This is a genomic window from Halorubrum halodurans (assembly GCF_002252985.1).
GTDB lineage: Archaea > Halobacteriota > Halobacteria > Halobacteriales > Haloferacaceae > Halorubrum > Halorubrum halodurans.
This window is the reverse complement of the sequence record NZ_NHPJ01000015.1, coordinates 15,010-32,018: the sequence shown is the minus strand read 5'-3', so window position 1 is coordinate 32,018 and position 17,009 is coordinate 15,010. Positions and strand designations below refer to the sequence as shown.

Annotated in this window: 13 protein-coding genes and 2 pseudogenes; 9 read left to right on the top strand and 6 right to left on the bottom strand. The window is 63.1% G+C overall.

Annotated elements, in window-relative coordinates; translation table 11 throughout:
* Together DJ70_RS01670 and DJ70_RS01665 are read left to right on the top strand one after the other, a co-directional pair.
* The gene (locus DJ70_RS01670) at nucleotides 1-879 is read left to right on the top strand and encodes a hypothetical protein (RefSeq protein WP_094529582.1); all 879 of its coding nucleotides are present in this window, start codon (nucleotides 1-3) and stop codon (nucleotides 877-879) included.
* 63 nt (nucleotides 880-942) lie between these two features.
* A complete protein-coding gene (locus DJ70_RS01665) occupies nucleotides 943-2,124 on the top strand; it encodes a hypothetical protein (protein ID WP_094529581.1) in 1,182 nt (393 codons plus the stop codon).
* A 51-nt stretch (nucleotides 2,125-2,175) separates the two neighbouring features.
* Here DJ70_RS01665 and DJ70_RS01660 read toward each other — a convergent pair whose 3' ends face one another.
* From DJ70_RS01660 to DJ70_RS16575, 3 genes are all read right to left on the bottom strand, one after another.
* A complete protein-coding gene (locus tag DJ70_RS01660) occupies nucleotides 2,176-3,123 on the bottom strand; it encodes a HalX domain-containing protein (RefSeq protein WP_094529579.1) in 948 nt (315 codons plus the stop codon).
* A gap of 236 nt (nucleotides 3,124-3,359) precedes the next feature.
* A complete protein-coding gene (locus DJ70_RS01655) occupies nucleotides 3,360-4,859 on the bottom strand; it encodes a hypothetical protein (RefSeq protein ID WP_094529577.1) in 1,500 nt (499 codons plus the stop codon).
* Nucleotides 4,860-5,053: 194 nt separating this feature from the next.
* Nucleotides 5,054-5,719: a hypothetical protein gene (locus DJ70_RS16575; RefSeq protein WP_143420894.1), complete on the bottom strand. Its 666-nt coding sequence runs from the start codon at nucleotides 5,717-5,719 to the stop codon at nucleotides 5,054-5,056.
* A 216-nt stretch (nucleotides 5,720-5,935) separates the two neighbouring features.
* Between DJ70_RS16575 and DJ70_RS01650 the strand changes: the two genes are divergently transcribed.
* From DJ70_RS01650 to DJ70_RS01635, 5 genes and pseudogenes are all read left to right on the top strand, one after another.
* Nucleotides 5,936-6,502: a hypothetical protein gene (locus tag DJ70_RS01650; RefSeq protein ID WP_094529574.1), complete on the top strand. Its 567-nt coding sequence runs from the start codon at nucleotides 5,936-5,938 to the stop codon at nucleotides 6,500-6,502.
* A gap of 240 nt (nucleotides 6,503-6,742) precedes the next feature.
* Complete coding sequence (locus DJ70_RS01645) at nucleotides 6,743-7,525, top strand: hypothetical protein (RefSeq protein ID WP_143420893.1); 783 nt, start codon at nucleotides 6,743-6,745, stop codon at nucleotides 7,523-7,525.
* A gap of 66 nt (nucleotides 7,526-7,591) precedes the next feature.
* Nucleotides 7,592-8,383 carry a hypothetical protein gene (locus DJ70_RS16570; RefSeq protein ID WP_143420892.1) on the top strand — a complete coding sequence of 264 codons (792 nt, stop codon included), beginning with the start codon at nucleotides 7,592-7,594 and terminating at the stop codon, nucleotides 8,381-8,383.
* 569 nt (nucleotides 8,384-8,952) lie between these two features.
* Nucleotides 8,953-9,654, top strand: coding sequence for a hypothetical protein (locus DJ70_RS01640; RefSeq protein ID WP_094529571.1), 702 nt, complete (start codon nucleotides 8,953-8,955; stop codon nucleotides 9,652-9,654).
* 112 nt (nucleotides 9,655-9,766) lie between these two features.
* Nucleotides 9,767-10,320: pseudogene (locus tag DJ70_RS01635) on the top strand (IS6 family transposase).
* Between the two features lie 64 nt (nucleotides 10,321-10,384).
* Here DJ70_RS01635 and DJ70_RS17995 read toward each other — a convergent pair.
* Nucleotides 10,385-10,792, bottom strand: a pseudogene (locus DJ70_RS17995) (transposase); the annotation flags it as partial.
* Between the two features lie 915 nt (nucleotides 10,793-11,707).
* On the opposite strand from DJ70_RS17995, the gene DJ70_RS01625 reads away from it, so the two are divergent.
* Both DJ70_RS01625 and DJ70_RS01620 read left to right on the top strand, forming a co-directional pair.
* Complete coding sequence (locus tag DJ70_RS01625; RefSeq protein WP_094529569.1) at nucleotides 11,708-12,253, top strand: DUF7344 domain-containing protein; 546 nt, start codon at nucleotides 11,708-11,710, stop codon at nucleotides 12,251-12,253.
* 109 nt (nucleotides 12,254-12,362) lie between these two features.
* Entirely contained in the window at nucleotides 12,363-13,943 is a 1,581-nt protein-coding gene (locus tag DJ70_RS01620; protein ID WP_143420891.1) for a polymer-forming cytoskeletal protein, read from the top strand.
* Between the two features lie 87 nt (nucleotides 13,944-14,030).
* On the opposite strand, the gene DJ70_RS01615 is transcribed toward DJ70_RS01620, so the two are convergent.
* Both DJ70_RS01615 and DJ70_RS01610 read right to left on the bottom strand, forming a co-directional pair.
* Complete coding sequence (locus tag DJ70_RS01615) at nucleotides 14,031-15,149, bottom strand: DUF5305 domain-containing protein (RefSeq protein WP_094529565.1); 1,119 nt, start codon at nucleotides 15,147-15,149, stop codon at nucleotides 14,031-14,033.
* A 61-nt stretch (nucleotides 15,150-15,210) separates the two neighbouring features.
* A complete protein-coding gene (locus DJ70_RS01610; RefSeq protein ID WP_094529563.1) occupies nucleotides 15,211-16,695 on the bottom strand; it encodes a DUF7504 family protein in 1,485 nt (494 codons plus the stop codon).
* Nucleotides 16,696-17,009 lie beyond the last annotated feature (314 nt).

Below are 17,009 nucleotides of genomic sequence, written 5' to 3'. Positions count from 1 at the left end.
ATGGGCGTCTCGAGCTCCGATCTCACGTCGGACGATCCGGCTGCCTCCGACCTCGACGCGGTCGAACGCGCCCGTCGAGCACGGATCGGGGATCTGTCGGTCCTGTTCGTCGTTCCGTTCGTCCTGGTCGCGGTGTTTGCGCTCCCGATCGAGGCGAGGCGGGCGTACGCCTTCTCGTACACGGAGCCGACGGTGGTGACGGCGTTCACCGCACACTACGTTCACTTGACGCCGACACACCTCGCCGGCAACCTCGTAGGATTCGTTCTGTTGGCGTCCGTCGCGTACCGGCTCAGCGTCGTCGCTGGTCGCCGACGGCTCTTTTTCACCTCGTTTGTGACGTTCCTTCTCGCCTTCCCGTTCGTCCTGTCCGGGCTGAACCTGGCGATCCCACGGGACGCCGTCGGGTTCGGGTTCTCCGGGATCAACATGGCGCTTTTGGGATACGTTTCGGTCGTGCTCGTGACCGTCGCCGAGGACTGTTTCGGTGCCGACGGGACGCGATACGGTCCCGCGCTGTTCTTCGCCTCGACGAGCTACATCGTCGCCCTCGTGCTCCCGCCGTCCGTCACGGCGATCGGGCTCGCGGCGATCGGGATCGTCGTCGCGATCCCGTACGGCCACGCCGCGGCACGGCGCTCGTCGCGGACGCTTCGGGGGACGGTCGGTCACGCCCTCGCGACCCCCGGATACAGTGAACTCCTCGGCGTCTGCGCGGTCGTTCTCTTGGCCTACCCGATCGCGGGGTTCCCGAGGCCGACGCCCGGTGGTCCCCGAATCAACGTCTACGTTCACTTCCTCGGGTACGCGCTGGCGTTCCTCGTCGTTCACGTCTTCCTGCTCGTCGACCGCCGCGTCCCGCCGGTAGCACGGACGTAACGTCCGGCGAACGAGCTATACGTCTGGCGGCCGTACGCCGGGTGAACGGAAACCCGATACAGAATGAACCTCCGATCGGCGGCCGGATCCACCGTGACGGCCGTTCTCGTCGTCCTCGTCGTGGTCATGCTGGTCGGCCAGCAGCTCGGCCAGCCGATCGTTCTCGGCTTCGTGCTCACCGGCAGCATGAACGCCGAGCCGGCCAACATGGCTCCCGGCGACGGGTTCGTCGCGGTTCCGCCCGCGATAGCCGGCGACATCGACGAGGGGGACGTCGTCACCTTCGAGGCACAACAGCTCCAGGGCGGCGGACTGACGACTCACAGGGTCGTCGGAGAGACCGAGCAAGGCTACATCACGCGGGGCGACGCCAACCCCTTCACCGACCAGGACGGTCCCGAGCCGCCGGTACAGGAGTCACAGATCGTCGCGGTCGCGCTGGAGGTCGGCGGCGACGTCGTGGTGATCCCACGGATCGGACAGGTCGTTCTGCTCCTCCAGGGCGGGTTCTCGGCCGCGGCATCGGCGCTCTCCGGCATCCCCGGCTTGGGAGGCATCGCCGACGGGAACGCCGGCTCGTCGATGGTGTTCGTCGGACTGGGGTTGCTGGCGTACAGTCTCGTCGCCGAGATGGTCGGCGGCCGAGGGCGGCCGGGACGCGACGACCGCTCGCGGGACCGGCGTGGCGAGACGAGCGCCGTCCTCGTCCTCATCGCCATCCTCCTCCTCATCACCGTCCCGGCGACCGCGAGCATGGTGATCCCGTCCGGAACCAACGACATCACGATCGTCAGCTCGCAGACGCCGAGCTCCAGCCCAACCGTCATCGAGCGCGGCGGCTCCGTGGAGTACACCTACAACTTCAGCAACGACGGGTTCATTCCCCGGATCGCGACCGTGGACGCGGCCAGCACGGGCGTCGACGTCGCCCAGAGCTCGCTCGTAGCCCGCCGCGGCGAAACCGCCTCGACGACCGTCACCATCCACGCGCCCGAGGAGACGGGCGCGTACGTCAGGTCGGTCTCCGAGTGGCAGTACGTCCAGTTCCTCCCGGCGCCGGTCATCCTCTCGCTTCACGACATCCATCCGTTCGTCGCCGTCGCGGCGATAGACGCCGTGATACTCGTGGTCGTCACGACGGTGTACGTGCTCGCGGTCGGACTCGAGCCGTTCCGGTTCCGCGACCGCGACCGGGACGTCACGTTCGTCGACGGCCTGCGACGACGGATCCGCAAGTGGCTCTGACCGTCGCTGCGGTCTCCTCGTCGGTCGGCGCGACCCGAGCGGGACCCGCCGTCACGCTCCGATCACCAGCCGCAGGTTCCACCCGGTCAACAGGACGCCGACCCCGGTCGCCAACACCGGGGGCCAGTAGTACGAGAAGCGCTCGCGGGCGCGAGCCCCCTGGACGCTGACCGAGATCAACACCAGAAACACGAGCAGCTTCAACAGGAGGAAGCCGGGGACGCCGAAGTTCTCGAGGAGGACGCTGACGGCCGGGTTCCCCTCGATGAGTCCCGGCACCGCGACGGTCGCGTACAGCGTCGACACGACGTCGCCGACGCCGTAGGTGAGCGCCGCGACGAGCCAGAGCCCGTAGAACTCCGCCGACCGGACCCGGTAGAACGGGCCGTCGTCCGCGTCGGCTCCCGAGTACCCCTCGGGCCGATCGTCCCCGAGGGGATCCGCGGGCCGCTCTCCGGACCGCGTGACCGGGTCGTCGATCCGCTCGAGAAGCGAGCTTATCTGTCGGCGTCGAGCGGCGATCTCGCCGGTCAGCTCCCGGTAGCGCTCGTCGTCGGTCAGGTCCTCGTCGCTCCGGCGGGCCTCGATCCGTCGCCGTCGGGACACGAGCGAGAGGTACGTCTCGACGCTTCCCGCGACGGCTCCGTGGTCCGCCAGGCGCCTGACCGTCTCGCGGAGCTCCTCCCGGTTCAGCGGCCGCGGGACGTACTCGTCGATGTCGAGCCGGAGCACGTCCGATCCGACCTGCGCGCCGGAGAGGAGCGCGATCTGACAGTCGAGGCTGCGGGCGCGGAGCCGCCCGAGAAGCTCCTCGCTCGGGGGATCCGACAGGTCGCCGTCGAGCAGGATCACGTCGACGTCGCCGTCGAGTCCGGCGAGCGCGTTCTCGCCGTCGGCGGCGAGTCGGACGTCGTAGTCGTCCAGCCAGCCGGCGTACGACTCGGCCTCCTCGCGGTCGTCCTCGATTATCAGGACCGTCGCGTCAGGGTCGCGGGGCATCCGGTTCGTGCCCGATTTTGTGCCGTCGGCGACATAAGCGCGGGGGAACCGAGACGGGATGACGGCGACCGTGGGCGCATCTCCTCCTCAGGGGCCGATCAAGCGGACGCTTTCCCGGTTCGTCGACGGAGTCGGCTCGTCGCGCTCGCGTCGGTCGTGACGAACTCCGCGGGAGGCGGGCGTCTCCAGGCCCGAGAGGAGGCGAGGTCCGGCGCGTCCGACTTCGGGCTCTCGGTCTATCGACACGCCCTCTGTGGGGTGACCGTCCCCTCGACGGCCGAACAGTCGGAGACGGAGATCTGGCTCGGCGTCGAGATGGAGAGGTCGCCGGTGATCGACGAGTTATCCAGTCTGACGTCGACCTGGCTCTGCGACTCGATCGTAACCGTCCCATCGATCTGGCTGTCCGTCAGGTCGACCTCGACTTGACTTTTCGTTTCGATGTCCAGATCGTCCTCGATCGACGAGCCGGTCAGGTCGACCTTCACCTGACTCGAGGTGTCGATGTCGACGGCCGATCCGACGGTCGACCCGTCCGTCAGCGACACGTCTACCTGGCTCTTGTTGGCCAACGAAACGCCCTCGGCGATCTCGGTCGCCGCCAGATCGAGCGTGATCTGCCCGCCGGCGTCCGTGACCTCGATGGCCCCGTCGACGGTCGTGTCACGCCCGGTGACGACGTCCACTTGCCCCTTGCCGTCGACCGTGATCGGACCGGTCGAGACGGCCTCGAGTTCGTCCAGCTTGACTTGGCCGGCCGCGGTCACCGACACCGGTCCGTCCACGGTCGAATTCCGCGCCTTGTCGAACTTCACCTGACCGGAGGCGTCGATCGTGATCGGGCCCGTCGTCGCGTTCTTCAAGCTATCGACGGTCACCTGATCGTTGGAGGTCAGCGAAACCTCGCCGTCGATCGTGGCGTTACGCGGCGTGAGCGTCACCTCTCCGGCGTCCTCGACGCAGATCCCGCCCCCGACACGCGTCGAGACGTCGAGATCGAGCTGTGACTTGCTCCGTACCTTGAGGACGCCCCGGACGCGACTGTTGCCGCCGAGATCCAAGCCGATCTGGCTCGGCGTATCGACCTTGAGATACTCTCGGATCTCCGAGTTCCCCCTGAGCGTCAGGTCGATCTGGCTTTTCGAGTGGAACTCAGCCGCACCGCCGATCGTGGTGTTGCCCGTGATCCGCTCTCTGACCTGATTCGGCTTGTCGATCACGACGGTACAGTCGGTGGACTTCTTCGGAACCTCGTTGACGACGCACCCGGAGGGACGCTCTCGGGGGGCACACACGTTGAAGTTCTCGCACGCGACCTGCGCGGTCCGCGTGAACTCGACGCGTTGGTTCGCGTTGGAGGCGACGAACCGTATCTCGACCGCGCCGGTAGCGTCGCAGTCGACCGTCGCTTGAACGTCGCCGGATCCACCCGGCGGGAGCTCGGCAGGCGTCCGTATCGTCTGCGGGTCGATCGGCGGTCCCGAACTCACGACCGTCGCCGAGATCGTCGTCAGCGGCTGGTCGAACTGGTTCGTCAACTCGAACAGCGTGACGGTGTCCCCGTCGGATCCGCCCGCCTGTCCGCCGGTAATGCGTAAAAACGCCTCGTCGTCGTCAGTCGACACGACACTGAGGTCCCGTTGCGAGTCGACCGTGCTGAAGGCGCCAGTGCTTTGGAGCGCCGCGGCGCCGATGCCGCCGGTCGCGAGCGCGCCGATGACCTTGCGGCGGCTCACGATTCCGCCCGACCCGCCACGCGAGCGATCTCGGCTACGTTTTCGACCCATGGAATCTGATTACTGGTACCGACCGTCTCTGCCTTGGTCACAACTACGTATAGCAGTGACGCCGGGCCGCCGTCGACTGTCGACCACGACGCCCGGAACGAACGAGTTCCGCTGAGACCGCGATGAACCGAGGCTATTGGCTACTAGTTACTGTTCGCGGTTTCAGCGGTTATCTGAAGCGTGAAGCTACTATCTGCCGGAATCTCGGTAACTCCACTGTCGAGCAGGTCGATCTGAATTCCGAAGTTGATTGACTGCCCCGGTGTGAGGGCACTGCCATCACGGTACGTACCTGAACCTAATATGTCTGCTCCCGTGTCATCATCGTCAGGATCGTTAGCTATAGTCGATTGACTGCCGTTGTTTCCGTATCCGCTTGGTGAAACGGTGAAGCTAAATACATCGTCTATCTCGCTAGCAGAGAGATTATCATTTTCCTCACTAATGAACTGTAGCTCAAGTGAGGTTATGTCTTGTGTACCGTTGTTTGTAACCGTCACTAGGTTTCGGAAGACCGTTATCGCGCTTTCATTGAGCCCGCTCGCGTTGTTGCCAGTACCATTCGGATTCTCTAGGGTAATTTCGACTGTCTGGTCATCGTCACCACCCGACTGTTGAACGTACTCATTGTTTCCACTTCCGTCACGATCCGCAGGCGAGAGCCCGAGGAACGCGCTTGCGTCACCCGTCGTCTGGACGTTGACCGTCCGCTGTGCCTCCACTGTCGTGAACGCGCCCGTACCCAGGATCGCGCCGCCGCCAGCAACCAATCCGCCCAGTCCGATCAGGACGCTGCGTCTGTTAGCCATATCTACACCATGTACCCCCACCCACTTTGTATTGAGTCGCTTGAACCGCCCCAAGCACCGGCTGAATCTCGGTATCGACGGGCTTGAATCGCGTATCGATGGGGCTGAACCGCGGCCTCGAACGGGACGGGACGCGCCGACGACGGAAAGCCCGTCAATACAAAGCCCTCGAGCGGCGAAGGTGTGTACGAGACGCACGCCCGTGTCCCACACATAATGCCCACACGACGACAGACCGCGCTCGGCCTCGGATCGATGGCGCTCGGCAGCGCCGTCGTCAGCTCCGCATCCTTCCTCTCCGGGACGGCCGCGGCCGCGGACCTCCGGATCGTCGTCACCTCGGAACTCTCGCTCACGCCCGGCCGCGCGGGCGAGGAGTACGTCCTGACCGACGACGACGGCGAGGTCGACGAGATCGAGATAACGAAGCTGAACCGCCGGTCGATCTCGCGGTTCGAGGACCTCGTCGAGGTGACGAACAACGGCGACGTGCCGTACGACCGACTCGCCTTCTCCTTTGCCGCGACGGGCGACGACCCCGACGCGGAGAGCGTCGGGGTCGCGGAGGCGCTCCGGATCGTCTCCGCCGACGAGCCGACCGGGACGGACGACGAGGGGCGCACGACCATGTTCGCCGGCTCCGACGAGACGTTCGAGTCCGGCGACGCGGTCAGCTTCGGGATGGTCGTGAACCTGATCCCCGACGATCCGCCGGGCGACCTCGAGGAGCTTCCCGACGCGTCAAGCGTCGTGCTGGAGGTCGCCGCGATCGACGAGGAGTGACTGATAGCTGAGGGGCCGGGACGCCCGGACGGTCGCGTGTGGTACCGTGACTCGTGGATTCTCCACTTTCGAGCACCACCCCGCCGCAGTCTATCGGTTAAATACGAAGATCGCGCCCTCTCAAGCCCGGCTTGAAGCCGGTCTCGGCTTCGATCCGGGGTTCAAGCCCGCCCTTCGATCGTTTCAAGTAACCTAATACTAAGTGGGTATCCTGTCATGGGGTGAGTAGGTGGAAGCCACATGGTTAAACGACGCAGCATGGTACTCGGCCTCGGAGCATTGGCAACTGGGAGCGGCGCGGTCTTTTCGAGCGCAGCGTTCAACAATTCAGTCAACCCAAGCTCAGACATGCGGGTCGTGGTTGATGAAAAGCTCACACTTGAGCCGGGGATTCTGTTCCGCGACGGAAGTAGCGCGGGCGACACATTCGATCCGACCGCTTCGACCGCTCCAGATGGCGAAACACTCCAAGATCAGGACAGTAACTCACTGTTCGGTGGAAACACCAACGCAGGGCTAGAGAATATTACTCCGGGTGACGTCCCTGCAGCCGCGATCAATGACGCCGTTGATGGCAATCTGTTCCTGGAAACGGCCGTTGCGCTCGGTGCTGACGACAAAATCGGCGATTCGAGCAACGGCGTCTTCCAAGTCAGAAACGACACGAACAGCAGCCAAGATATCGCGATCCGGTTCCCGACGTTCGGTCCGGATGTTGGCGCCGGCGGCACACAGGTGACCGAAACAGAGGCAGTTGAGACGTTCCGGTTCTTCGATTCGAGCGACACTCAGATCTCGACGGATGACCCAACGGCGTCTCCACCGACGGTAGACAACGTCGTCACGGTTTCCCCAGGCAACGTTGAGCAGATATACGTCGACTACAATACGAAAACGCACGAGGACGCGCTCGAAACCGCGGCCGGCATTACGGGGGATCCGTTCCAACAGCAGACGGCCACTGTCGACCTCGTGGACACGATAAAAGTTGGCGTCGAGGATGGTAACGACGTCTCACCCTAAATAAACATCTACGTCTGCGCGCTGGAGCCGTGCTGCTCCAGCACGCGACATTCGAAAGCCGAACTTATGGACTTCACTCGGAGAAAAACCCTCTCGGGACTCGGACTCCTCGCCAGCGGGAGCGGTGCGACGTTCACGTCAGCAGCGTTCAGTTCCTCGACTGACCCCAACAGTGATCTTCGCGTCGTCGCGGCAGACGGCCTCGTTGTGGAAGCCGGCGATGCGTTTGCAGACGACGGGACTGTCACACAGTCGCCGGGTTCACACGGCGAATCGTACGTGGATTTCGATTCGAAGGGTGATTTCTTCGACGGATCTGGTGGGCTCCAAGATATAAGCACGGCTGATATTCCAGTCGCAACGGTCAATCCACGCGACCAGAATACGAACGGAGACGTGATCGTTCGGAAGGCCGTTGACTTTGAGTACGACACCTACGAGTTTACGAACATCCTCAGGCTTCGAAACACTGGACTCAAAACCGTAAACGATGTGGCATTCAAATATGAGGGAGGATACGGCTCCGCGGTAACTGACCAGACAAACAATATAAGCGAGCAACTGACTCAGTACATGTATCGATTCCTAGCTGAGGACAGGAGCGGCCGTCCACAGATCTCACCCAATGGCGGCAACAGTAGTGAAGATCCGGCAGGACAAGTGGATATTAGTCCTGGTGAAAAGCTCAATGTGACGCTACAGCTTGATTATAGCTCATTCAGCACGTTCGGTGTCTCAGTAGATCCTAAACAACGAATACGAGACGATACAAATACGTCAGGTAATCCATTCACTCAGGGACTCGATACGGTACAGTTGCTCCAAGATATAGTGGTTGGGGAAGGATGGACTGGCTAACGCTGGTTTCGAGCGTTAAGAGTATTAAAGGTTTTGTTCGGGTTTCACTTGCCCTGAACGAAATCAAAAGACGATCGCTGAGAACAACGCACGCGATATAAAAGCGACGCCGTGCTGCCAGCCATGTATACCGCCACAGAGAGAGCGGCCGTGATAATCGGAACTGTATTCGAACAGTTTGACTCTGTTGAAGTCCTATTATTTAGACACATCATCGGATGAAACAGCCGGTCGATGAGGGTTGCGAATGTACCGCTGAGAGTTCTACTAGATTGTGCCAATGCTCATAACGGCGTGCTGAATACAACGCGCAGGCCTTGTTTAGACGCGGTCCAGATCGTATTCTACAGTCGTTGTCCAGAACGAGATCTGATAGAGAGCTACTCTCGGAGTGATTCGGTTCACTCAACAGGGCAACTAACCGCAGCCGTCAGGAGCGTCTAAACAAGGCTCAACGCGCTATTTAGCACTCCCAACGGGTTCGAAAGGAGTGCTTGAAGCAGAAACTACCGCTCGAAGAGATCCCAAGCCCCCCAATACAAAGTGTTCAACCATCTTGGAAGCAAAACGTGAACCGTCGAACCGTCCTTATCGGCTTGGGGGGAGTAGTGGTCGGGGGCGGTGCCCTCCTTGGAACGGGAGCGTTCAACACTGTTGAAGCCGAACGGACGGTCGCCGTTGAGACCGCCGGTGATGCCGATGCGTTTCTCGGTATCACTCCGTTTCCGGACAGTACAAACGCCGATTATGTGACTGTGCCCGAGGATGGAACCGTTGAGATTGACATCACTGGTGAGGAAACAAATTCATCTGGTGGAGGTGTTAACGAGAACGCGATCACAGCAATTGATCGCCTACTTGAGGTGACAAACAACGGGACACAGAGCGTCGTAGTCGGATTCAACAATCAATACGCAGTTGAGGAAGGCGACTACGATGATCCACCGGGGGGATGGGACTATGCTGTCAGCGATGATGAAAGCGCCGTCATCGTCACTTGGGTGAGTCCACTCCCGAGTGATATGGACAAGTCGCTGGAAGAGGTTCGGCCTGATTTGGTTTCGACCGGTTTTACTGGAAGTACGCTTGTTGATGGCCGCATAGACCACGAAATTGACAAGAAAGAAGATCGGACGATCAACCCCGGAGAGAGTCTTCATATCGGCGCGGTCGTTGACACGCGCGAAGACACTACTGAGAAAGAGCCGATACCCGAACAATTGGATGGAACAGTCAGCATATTCGCAGACATAGAGGGTTCAGATGACTGAGATCCTGCTCTCTTTATTTTTTATACGCATATTATATAGGATAGTTTAGTATTTGGCAGGAATGGCCCGTCGCGTTAAGTTAGAGAATGAGGCGCTCGACTTCAGAGTGCCTATGGCCGAAACCGAGCGCCTCAGCGAACGTACCGCGTGGATCGACTTGTCGTTTGTGGAGCGAGATCGAACGCCGCGCTGGGCGATTGAAGTAGGGATCCGCTGTCACTTAGCCGGTATGTCACTACGTGAGGTAAGTAAGCATCTTGAACTGTTTGGGATCGATCGGAGTCACGTCACTATCCATAACTGGGTTCATAAAGCCGATCTACAGCCGATCTCGACCGTCTCCGAGGATCAACTCGCAGTTGACGAAAAGATGATCCGCCTCCACGGCCAGCAGTTCTGGCTGTACGACGCGGTAGATCCACAGACGAATGAGATCCTTCACGTGAGTCTCTATCCAACCGCAAATAAACAGACGACAAGACTCGCTGAAGACGGCTATCGATTTCAAGTCATTCGACATGGAAATCGGAATGCCATCGAACGTGTCTTTTGGGAAATAGAACGACGAACATCATCGTTTGCGAATAGTTTCAGCAATGCCGTGCTAGAGACAGTTCAAAATTGGCTCGAAGCATCGCCGTCTACCACAATTCACGTCAAACTTAACGCGACCGAATGGCCCAACTCCTGTGCTACATCCACTCTCTAGGCCTTGTTTAGACGCCAGTGCTCAGCGGTGTGCTCCCTCGATCGCGCGTTCAATATTTCGCACCGCTGATTTCATGACAAGTTCGCGGAATTGACCGAACCTCGTTCTCGACCACAGCGTCTCGTCGTATCGCAGTCGTAAGTCGAAAAACACCGATTCAGCGTTCGAACGCTGATTATACGCCCGGTCATGCATAAGTAAGTTTCTCGCCCATCCTCGGAAACTGGGGCCGCGTTTCGGAATCAGCGGTGTGCTACTTTCAGCACGGCACCTCGTCCGAAGTGCTTCCCAGTCGTATCCTTTATCAGCCGCTACAGCCGTCAGATAGTCGAGATTCCGCACCAAAACCTGCAAACCGAGATGTGTATCGTGCGGTTGTTTCATCGAACAGTGTATGTCTGGAATCGCACTCGTTTTACAATCGATGAGCACCTATGGAAACGCTGCTAACCGACCAAACCACGTCTAGTGACAAAATGATTACACTGTCCGGGGATCTGTTCTTTTCACAGCCGGTAGGCGGTCGAAACGTGTGTGCGGTGCGGTCGCTGTCTAGCGATGGCAGATGCTAAAGAAAGGCTCCGACCGACCGCTGAGGGCCGCCGGTTTGGCGGCCCTCAGCTCCCTCGTCTGTCTGCCCGACCAGTGTTCATCATCGTTCGGAGAGGCGATCGTGTGACTCGGGACGCCAGCACGTGAAGTAGAGATTCACCTATTCGGGCTTTCCCGGATGCCGCGCAGCGCGGCATCCGGGCTGTAGCGCCCATGGCTCGACTTCTTTCGCGCATGGACCAGTCAACAGAACGTGCTCGATGGCACGGAATCCTTATCGGTCTCTTGCGCCCCATATCTTGTTTCACGTTCTCCAGGGATAGCAGCGTTTCCATCGAGTCAACAGAGCAGTTGGCACGAGATACCGCTGCTCGGTACCGGGTTCCACGAGGAAGGACAGAGTTGTTTTTCCTGTTCGTATGTTCTACGTCCGTCTTCGCCTCGGCCACACGAGCCGTCCGAGACGATCAACGACCACATCGAGACGTTCCGGTCGTTCCGCGAGGACGCGGCCGCGATCACCGTCGCGGACGCCGACGCGGTCGCGAGCGCGCTCGGACTCGAGTGATCCCGGCTCGACACCCGAATAATTATACTGAGTCACGTTAGTCTCTGTATCAGTATGTGTGGGAGCGCGTATCGCCGCCTGCCGTTGGAACGAGCCCTCTCTCCGGGACGGCCCTCGATCTCTCGTCCCGCCTCGCTGGGGGTGCCAGAATGTCGGTAACGCCTCCGCCGACCGGGACCGGCGGGGCGTCCGAGCCGGCACGATCCCCCTCGGAGGTGTCGTGAGTGTCGCTCACCGACCAGCGCGAGTACACGCGCCCCGAGAAGGACGAACTGTACGACCTGTTGAGCAACCATCGCCGCCGGTACGTCATCCACTTCTGTAAGCAGGCGGAGGAGCCGCTCACGCTCTCGGACCTCGCGGAGCGGGTGGCCGCCCGCGAGCAGGACAAGTCGGTCGCGGAGCTCAGCTCCGCCGAGCGCAAACGCGTGTACACCTCGCTCCAGCAGACGCACCTCGACCGGCTCGCCGACGCGGGGATGATCGAGTACGACGGCGACGAGATCGAACTCACCGACGAGGCGGCCACGCTCGACGTCTACCTCGACGTCGTTCCCGAGGGGTCGATCTCGTGGGGGATCTACTACGTCGGGCTCTCGCTTCTCTCCGTCGTCGTCCTCGCGGGCGTCTGGATCGGGTTCATCCCGACGGAGACGGTGCCTCCGCTCGGCTGGGCCGCGGTCATCGTCGCCGTCTTTCTCGCCTCCTCCGTCGCCCAGGTGATACAGAACCGTCGGTACCGCCTCGGCGACATCGACGAGCCGCCCTGAAGACGGTCAGGCACGACGATACCGCGAGAAAGCACCGAAATACTAAACCTCCGGAGCGGCTACGTTCGCCGAACGCGACCGGCTCGATCACCCCGGTCGAGAGCCACTCATGGGACGAAAACGTAGCCGAGACAGGAGCCGGTCGGGCGGCAGCGGCGTGAGCCGCCGGACCGTCCTCGGCGTGCTCCTCGCCGGCGGGGCCAGCGCGGCCGGGATCCAGAGCACCGGCGCGTTCTCGTCGGTGACCGGCGGACGGGGGCTCGACCTCCAGACGGCCGGCGACGAGAACGCGCTGCTCGGCGTCGAGCCGCGGACCGGCTCGGGCGGCCACGGCGACTCCGTCCCGATCTTCACCCTGACGAACCGGTTCGACCAGGCGCTCACGCTCGATCGGCTGTCCGTGGTCTCGTCGGGCGCGCTCGGGATCGGCCACGGCGACCTCGGCGTGTCGAGCCGGACGCTCGGTCCGGGCGAGCAGGCCGAGATCCAGGCGACGCTGTCGTGCGGATCGACGGTCACCGACGAGGTGTCGGTTCGGATCCGCGCGTCGAGCCCGAACGAGTCCGTCGAACTGGTCCGGTCGACGACCGTCTCCTGTCGCCGGTCGGGACCGGACCGCTGTCCGGTGCTCCCGCAGGTGTCGGTGTCCGTCTCGGAGCGTGCGCGTGACTCGATCGTCCGGGACGGCGACATCAGTCTGACCAACGAGGAGGTGGACGGCGACGTCGTCTCCACCGAGGGAAGCGACGGCGACGTCGGGATCAAGAACACCTCGATCACGGGCGCGGTCGAGGCCAGCGGCGGGATCGGGACGTTCACGAACGCCGAGGTCGGGAAGACGGCACGGGCCAACGGCGACGTCGCCACGGTGAAGAACTCGGTCGTCGGCGGCGACGTGGTTACCGTCTCCGGCAGCGACGGCGACGTCGGGATCAAGAACTCGAAGATCGCGGGCGGGATCGAGTCGGACGGCGGGATCGGGACGTTCACCAATGCCGAGGTCAGCGGGACCGTTCGCGCGAACGGCGACGTCGGCGGATCGATGAAGAACTCGGCGGTCGGCGGCGACGTGATAACGGTCTCCGGCAGCGACGGTGACGTCTCGATCAAGTCGTCGACGGTGTGCGGTACGATCCGGGCGGACGGCGGGGTCGGCGAGCTCAAAAACACCGACGTCGGCGGCGACGTCGTCTCGAACGGGGACGTCGCGGTCGGAAACGGCTCGAAGGTGACCGGTGACGTGACGACGAACGATGACGGCGACGTCGCCGTCAGCAACGGCTCGACCGTCGGAGGTAGCGTCGACGCCGACGGCGACGTGACGATAAGCGGAACCGTCGAGGGCGACGTGACCGCCACCGGCGACGTGACGATCGAGAGCAGCGGCACGGTTCTCGGGGACGTGACCGCCGACGGCGACGTGACGGTGGACGGGACCGTGGAGGGAGACGTCTCCGCCGGCGGCGACATCGACGGGAAGAACTCCGAGAGCGGCGACGACGAGGACGATGACGACGACGACGAGGACGATGACGACGACGACGATGACGATGACGATGACGACGACGAGGACGACGATGACGATGACGACGACGACGACGATGACGACGAGGACGGCAACAACGGGAACGGAAGGGGCAACAACGGGAACGGAAGGGGAAGAGGCAACGACGACGAGGAGGACGACTGACGCCCGCGTCGTCGCGGCCGTCCCCCGGCGTTCACCGTCGGACCGCCCGGCCGATCCGCGGTCCCACGTGCCGCCCGTCGACCGCGCTCAGGCCTGGAACTGGTCGAACTCGTCCATCGTCATGTCCGCGTAGTTCACGAGCCAGTCCTCGGCGGGCGAGTCGGGGCGGACGAAGACGTAGATGTAGTCGCCGTCGAGCACGGTGCTCACGCCGAGCTGTTCGTCCTTGATCACGCGTTTGTTCGTGTCTATCGCGACGTCGACCAACCCCTCGAGGTCGTCGACGAGGATCGTCGCCTCGTAGTCCCGCTCGGACGGGAACGTCCCGCGGGTGATCCACTCCGAGAACTCCTGTTCCTGCTGGTGGATCTCGAGGAGTTCGCGCTCGTCGGCCGAGAGGTCGATGTACCCGCTTCCGCGCGCCGCGAGCAGCCCGCCGACCCCGCCGATCCCGACGAGGACCAGAAGCAGCGACCCGAACGCCTCGGCGGTACTCGGCTCGACCCGCCGCTCGATCGTGTCGGTCCGCTGGCCGGACTCGTCGATCGTGCTCGTCTCGAGGACGCGAAACGTCTGTGGGTTGACCGTGATCGGCATCGTGCTCTCGTACGTGCTGCTCACCGACTCCCCGCCGAGGGTGCCCTCGACGGTCGACGACGACACGATCTGTATCTCGATGCTCCCGGCGGTCCCCAACTGCTGTTCGACCGTGTTGATGTTCTCGAACACGTCCTCGATCACCACCGTCGCGGTCACGGTGTGGTTTCCGTCGGCGGTGAGTCCCGTCGTGCGCTCGCTCGCGAGCGGCTCGGAGAACTGCCAGAGGACGTCCTCCCCCTCGACGCCCCGGTACAGCAGCCGCATGTCGGTCGTCACGTTCACGGAGCCCTCCTCCGCCGTGTGTTCGTACACGTAGGTCACGTCCAACTCGTCGGACAGGCGCACGTAGTACACCGGCCTGTTCTCCACCCGTTCGCTCTCGTTGAACACCAGCGACTCGTTGACGATGACCGAGCTGTGTTCGAACGAGGTCGTCTCCGACCACTGGCTGACGGTCACCTCCTCCCGTTCGACCTCGGGCGTCGCGTGGACCTGGACGCTCCACCACCCCCCGACGGCCGCGACGAGGATCGCCGCGAGGAGGAACACGGCGAACCACTGGTCGAGGAACGCCCGGACGCGGATCGAGCGGTCGACGCCGCTCACGGGTTACCTCCCTCGATCCGGCGATCGCGCCGGGCCCGCCGGAGCGATGACGGGGCTCCGGTCATTCTAGGTGAACTCCCATGGAGTCGATGGAGACGACCTCGTCGAACAGCGGTTTGAGCGTGTTGATGTTCTGTGGGTCGCCCGCGAGCGGATCGACGTGGAAGTGCGAGACGGCGTTCGCGCCGTCGAGCGTCCCGAGGAACACGTGGAGGAACCGGAACGTGCTCTGGACGTCCTTGTACTTGAGCAGTACGTTCAACGAGTCGTAACAGACCGCGGTCTCCCCGTCGACCGAGGACCAGTCGTCGAGGGTTCCGGAGACGAGTATGCCCAGGCGCGTGATGTCGTTCGGGTTGTTGATCTTCACCGTCTCGATCTCGTCCTCGATCGAGCCGGGGATCGTCTGGGAGTACCCGACGGAGATGAGCTTCGTCCGGCGGGACTCCTCCGCGATCCGCTCCAGCCGCGCCGGGTCGACCTTCCGGTACTGGATGAGAACCACCGACCGCTCCGTCCCGTCCGCCGACAGGCCGAGCAGATCGTCACAGGCGGCGTCCTTCCGGTCGTCCTGGGAACCACACTGAACGAGCACGCTCGTCTGGGGGGTCGCGTTCAGCCCCCTGGGCGGCTCGTACCCGTCGGAGTCCTCCGAGACGTCGTCGAACGTCTCGCTCGGCGTCGGGCGCTCGGATCCCTCCCGAGAGCCGTCCCGGTCCGAGGAGGTCGCGTCCCGCGTCGTCTCCGAGGAACTCCAGACCCGTCTCTTCTTGCCCGCGTGCTCCTCCGCCTCCGCCGACGTCGGCTCGGGACGAGCGGCATCCGCCGAGGTTCCCTCGGAGTCGTCGGTCACGGTCTCTCCGGAGTCGTCGGTCACGGTCTCCCCGGAGTCGTCATCGGTCGTGGTGTCGTCGCTCGGCCCGCCCTCGCCGTCGGGATCGCGCGGAGCGGTCGAGGCCGGGTCGCCATCGCCGCCCGACGTCGAGGACCCATCGTCGTCCGTTCCGGCGGGAGGTTCGGGTCCGTCGGCGGGTGACTCGACCACCTCGAACGGTGACTCGTCGTCCCCGTGGGACGCCTCGTCCGTTTCGACCTCGGATGTACCGCCGACACCGGCGTCGGCTCCCCCGTCGTCCGGCTCGGACGCATCGCCGGTGGCCCCCTCGGACCGGCCCGTGTTCCAGACTCGGGACGCTCTCTCGTCGTCCCCCTTGGACTCGTCGTCCCCTTCGGACTCGCCGTCCGCCGGATGAACTGACGACTCGTCCCGCGTGTCTCGGGGCGGATCGGGCTCGACCGGCGCGTCGTCCGTCCCGTCCCCGGCATCGACGATCCCGGCGGACTCGTCCGGCGCGGCCGGTCCGTCCGAGTCGTCGCGGTCGTCGATCCACTCCCACGAGTCGAGGACGTCGTCCGCCTCCTCCGCGGTCAGATCGCGCTCGTCGCTCTCGTCCGCCTCCCCCTCGTCGAGACGTGAAGAGATCTCTCCGAACCTCGAGGACCGCCCGTCGGCAGATCCGTCGTCGGCCGTCTCATCGTCACTCATGGATGTTGACGTCGTCCACGCTCGTGCTCCGCTCCGTGGTCACCGACGTATCGCTCGGGTCGAGGGGACGACGCCGGATCATGTTTCTGGTATATAGAGGAATACGATCAGCGGCAAATAAAGTTACTGGGAACATTCACTATCGGTCGACGACGCCCGCTCCGGCGATCCGAGGACACCGTCGACCACGTCCCCGCCGGCGAGGACGTCGGGCTCCGGACGGGGTCGTCCCACACCGCGACGACCGGTCCCGCCGTGCCTCGATATCGAAACGGGAGCAACCGGGAGGCGGCGTGTACCCCTCGCTCGGTGGC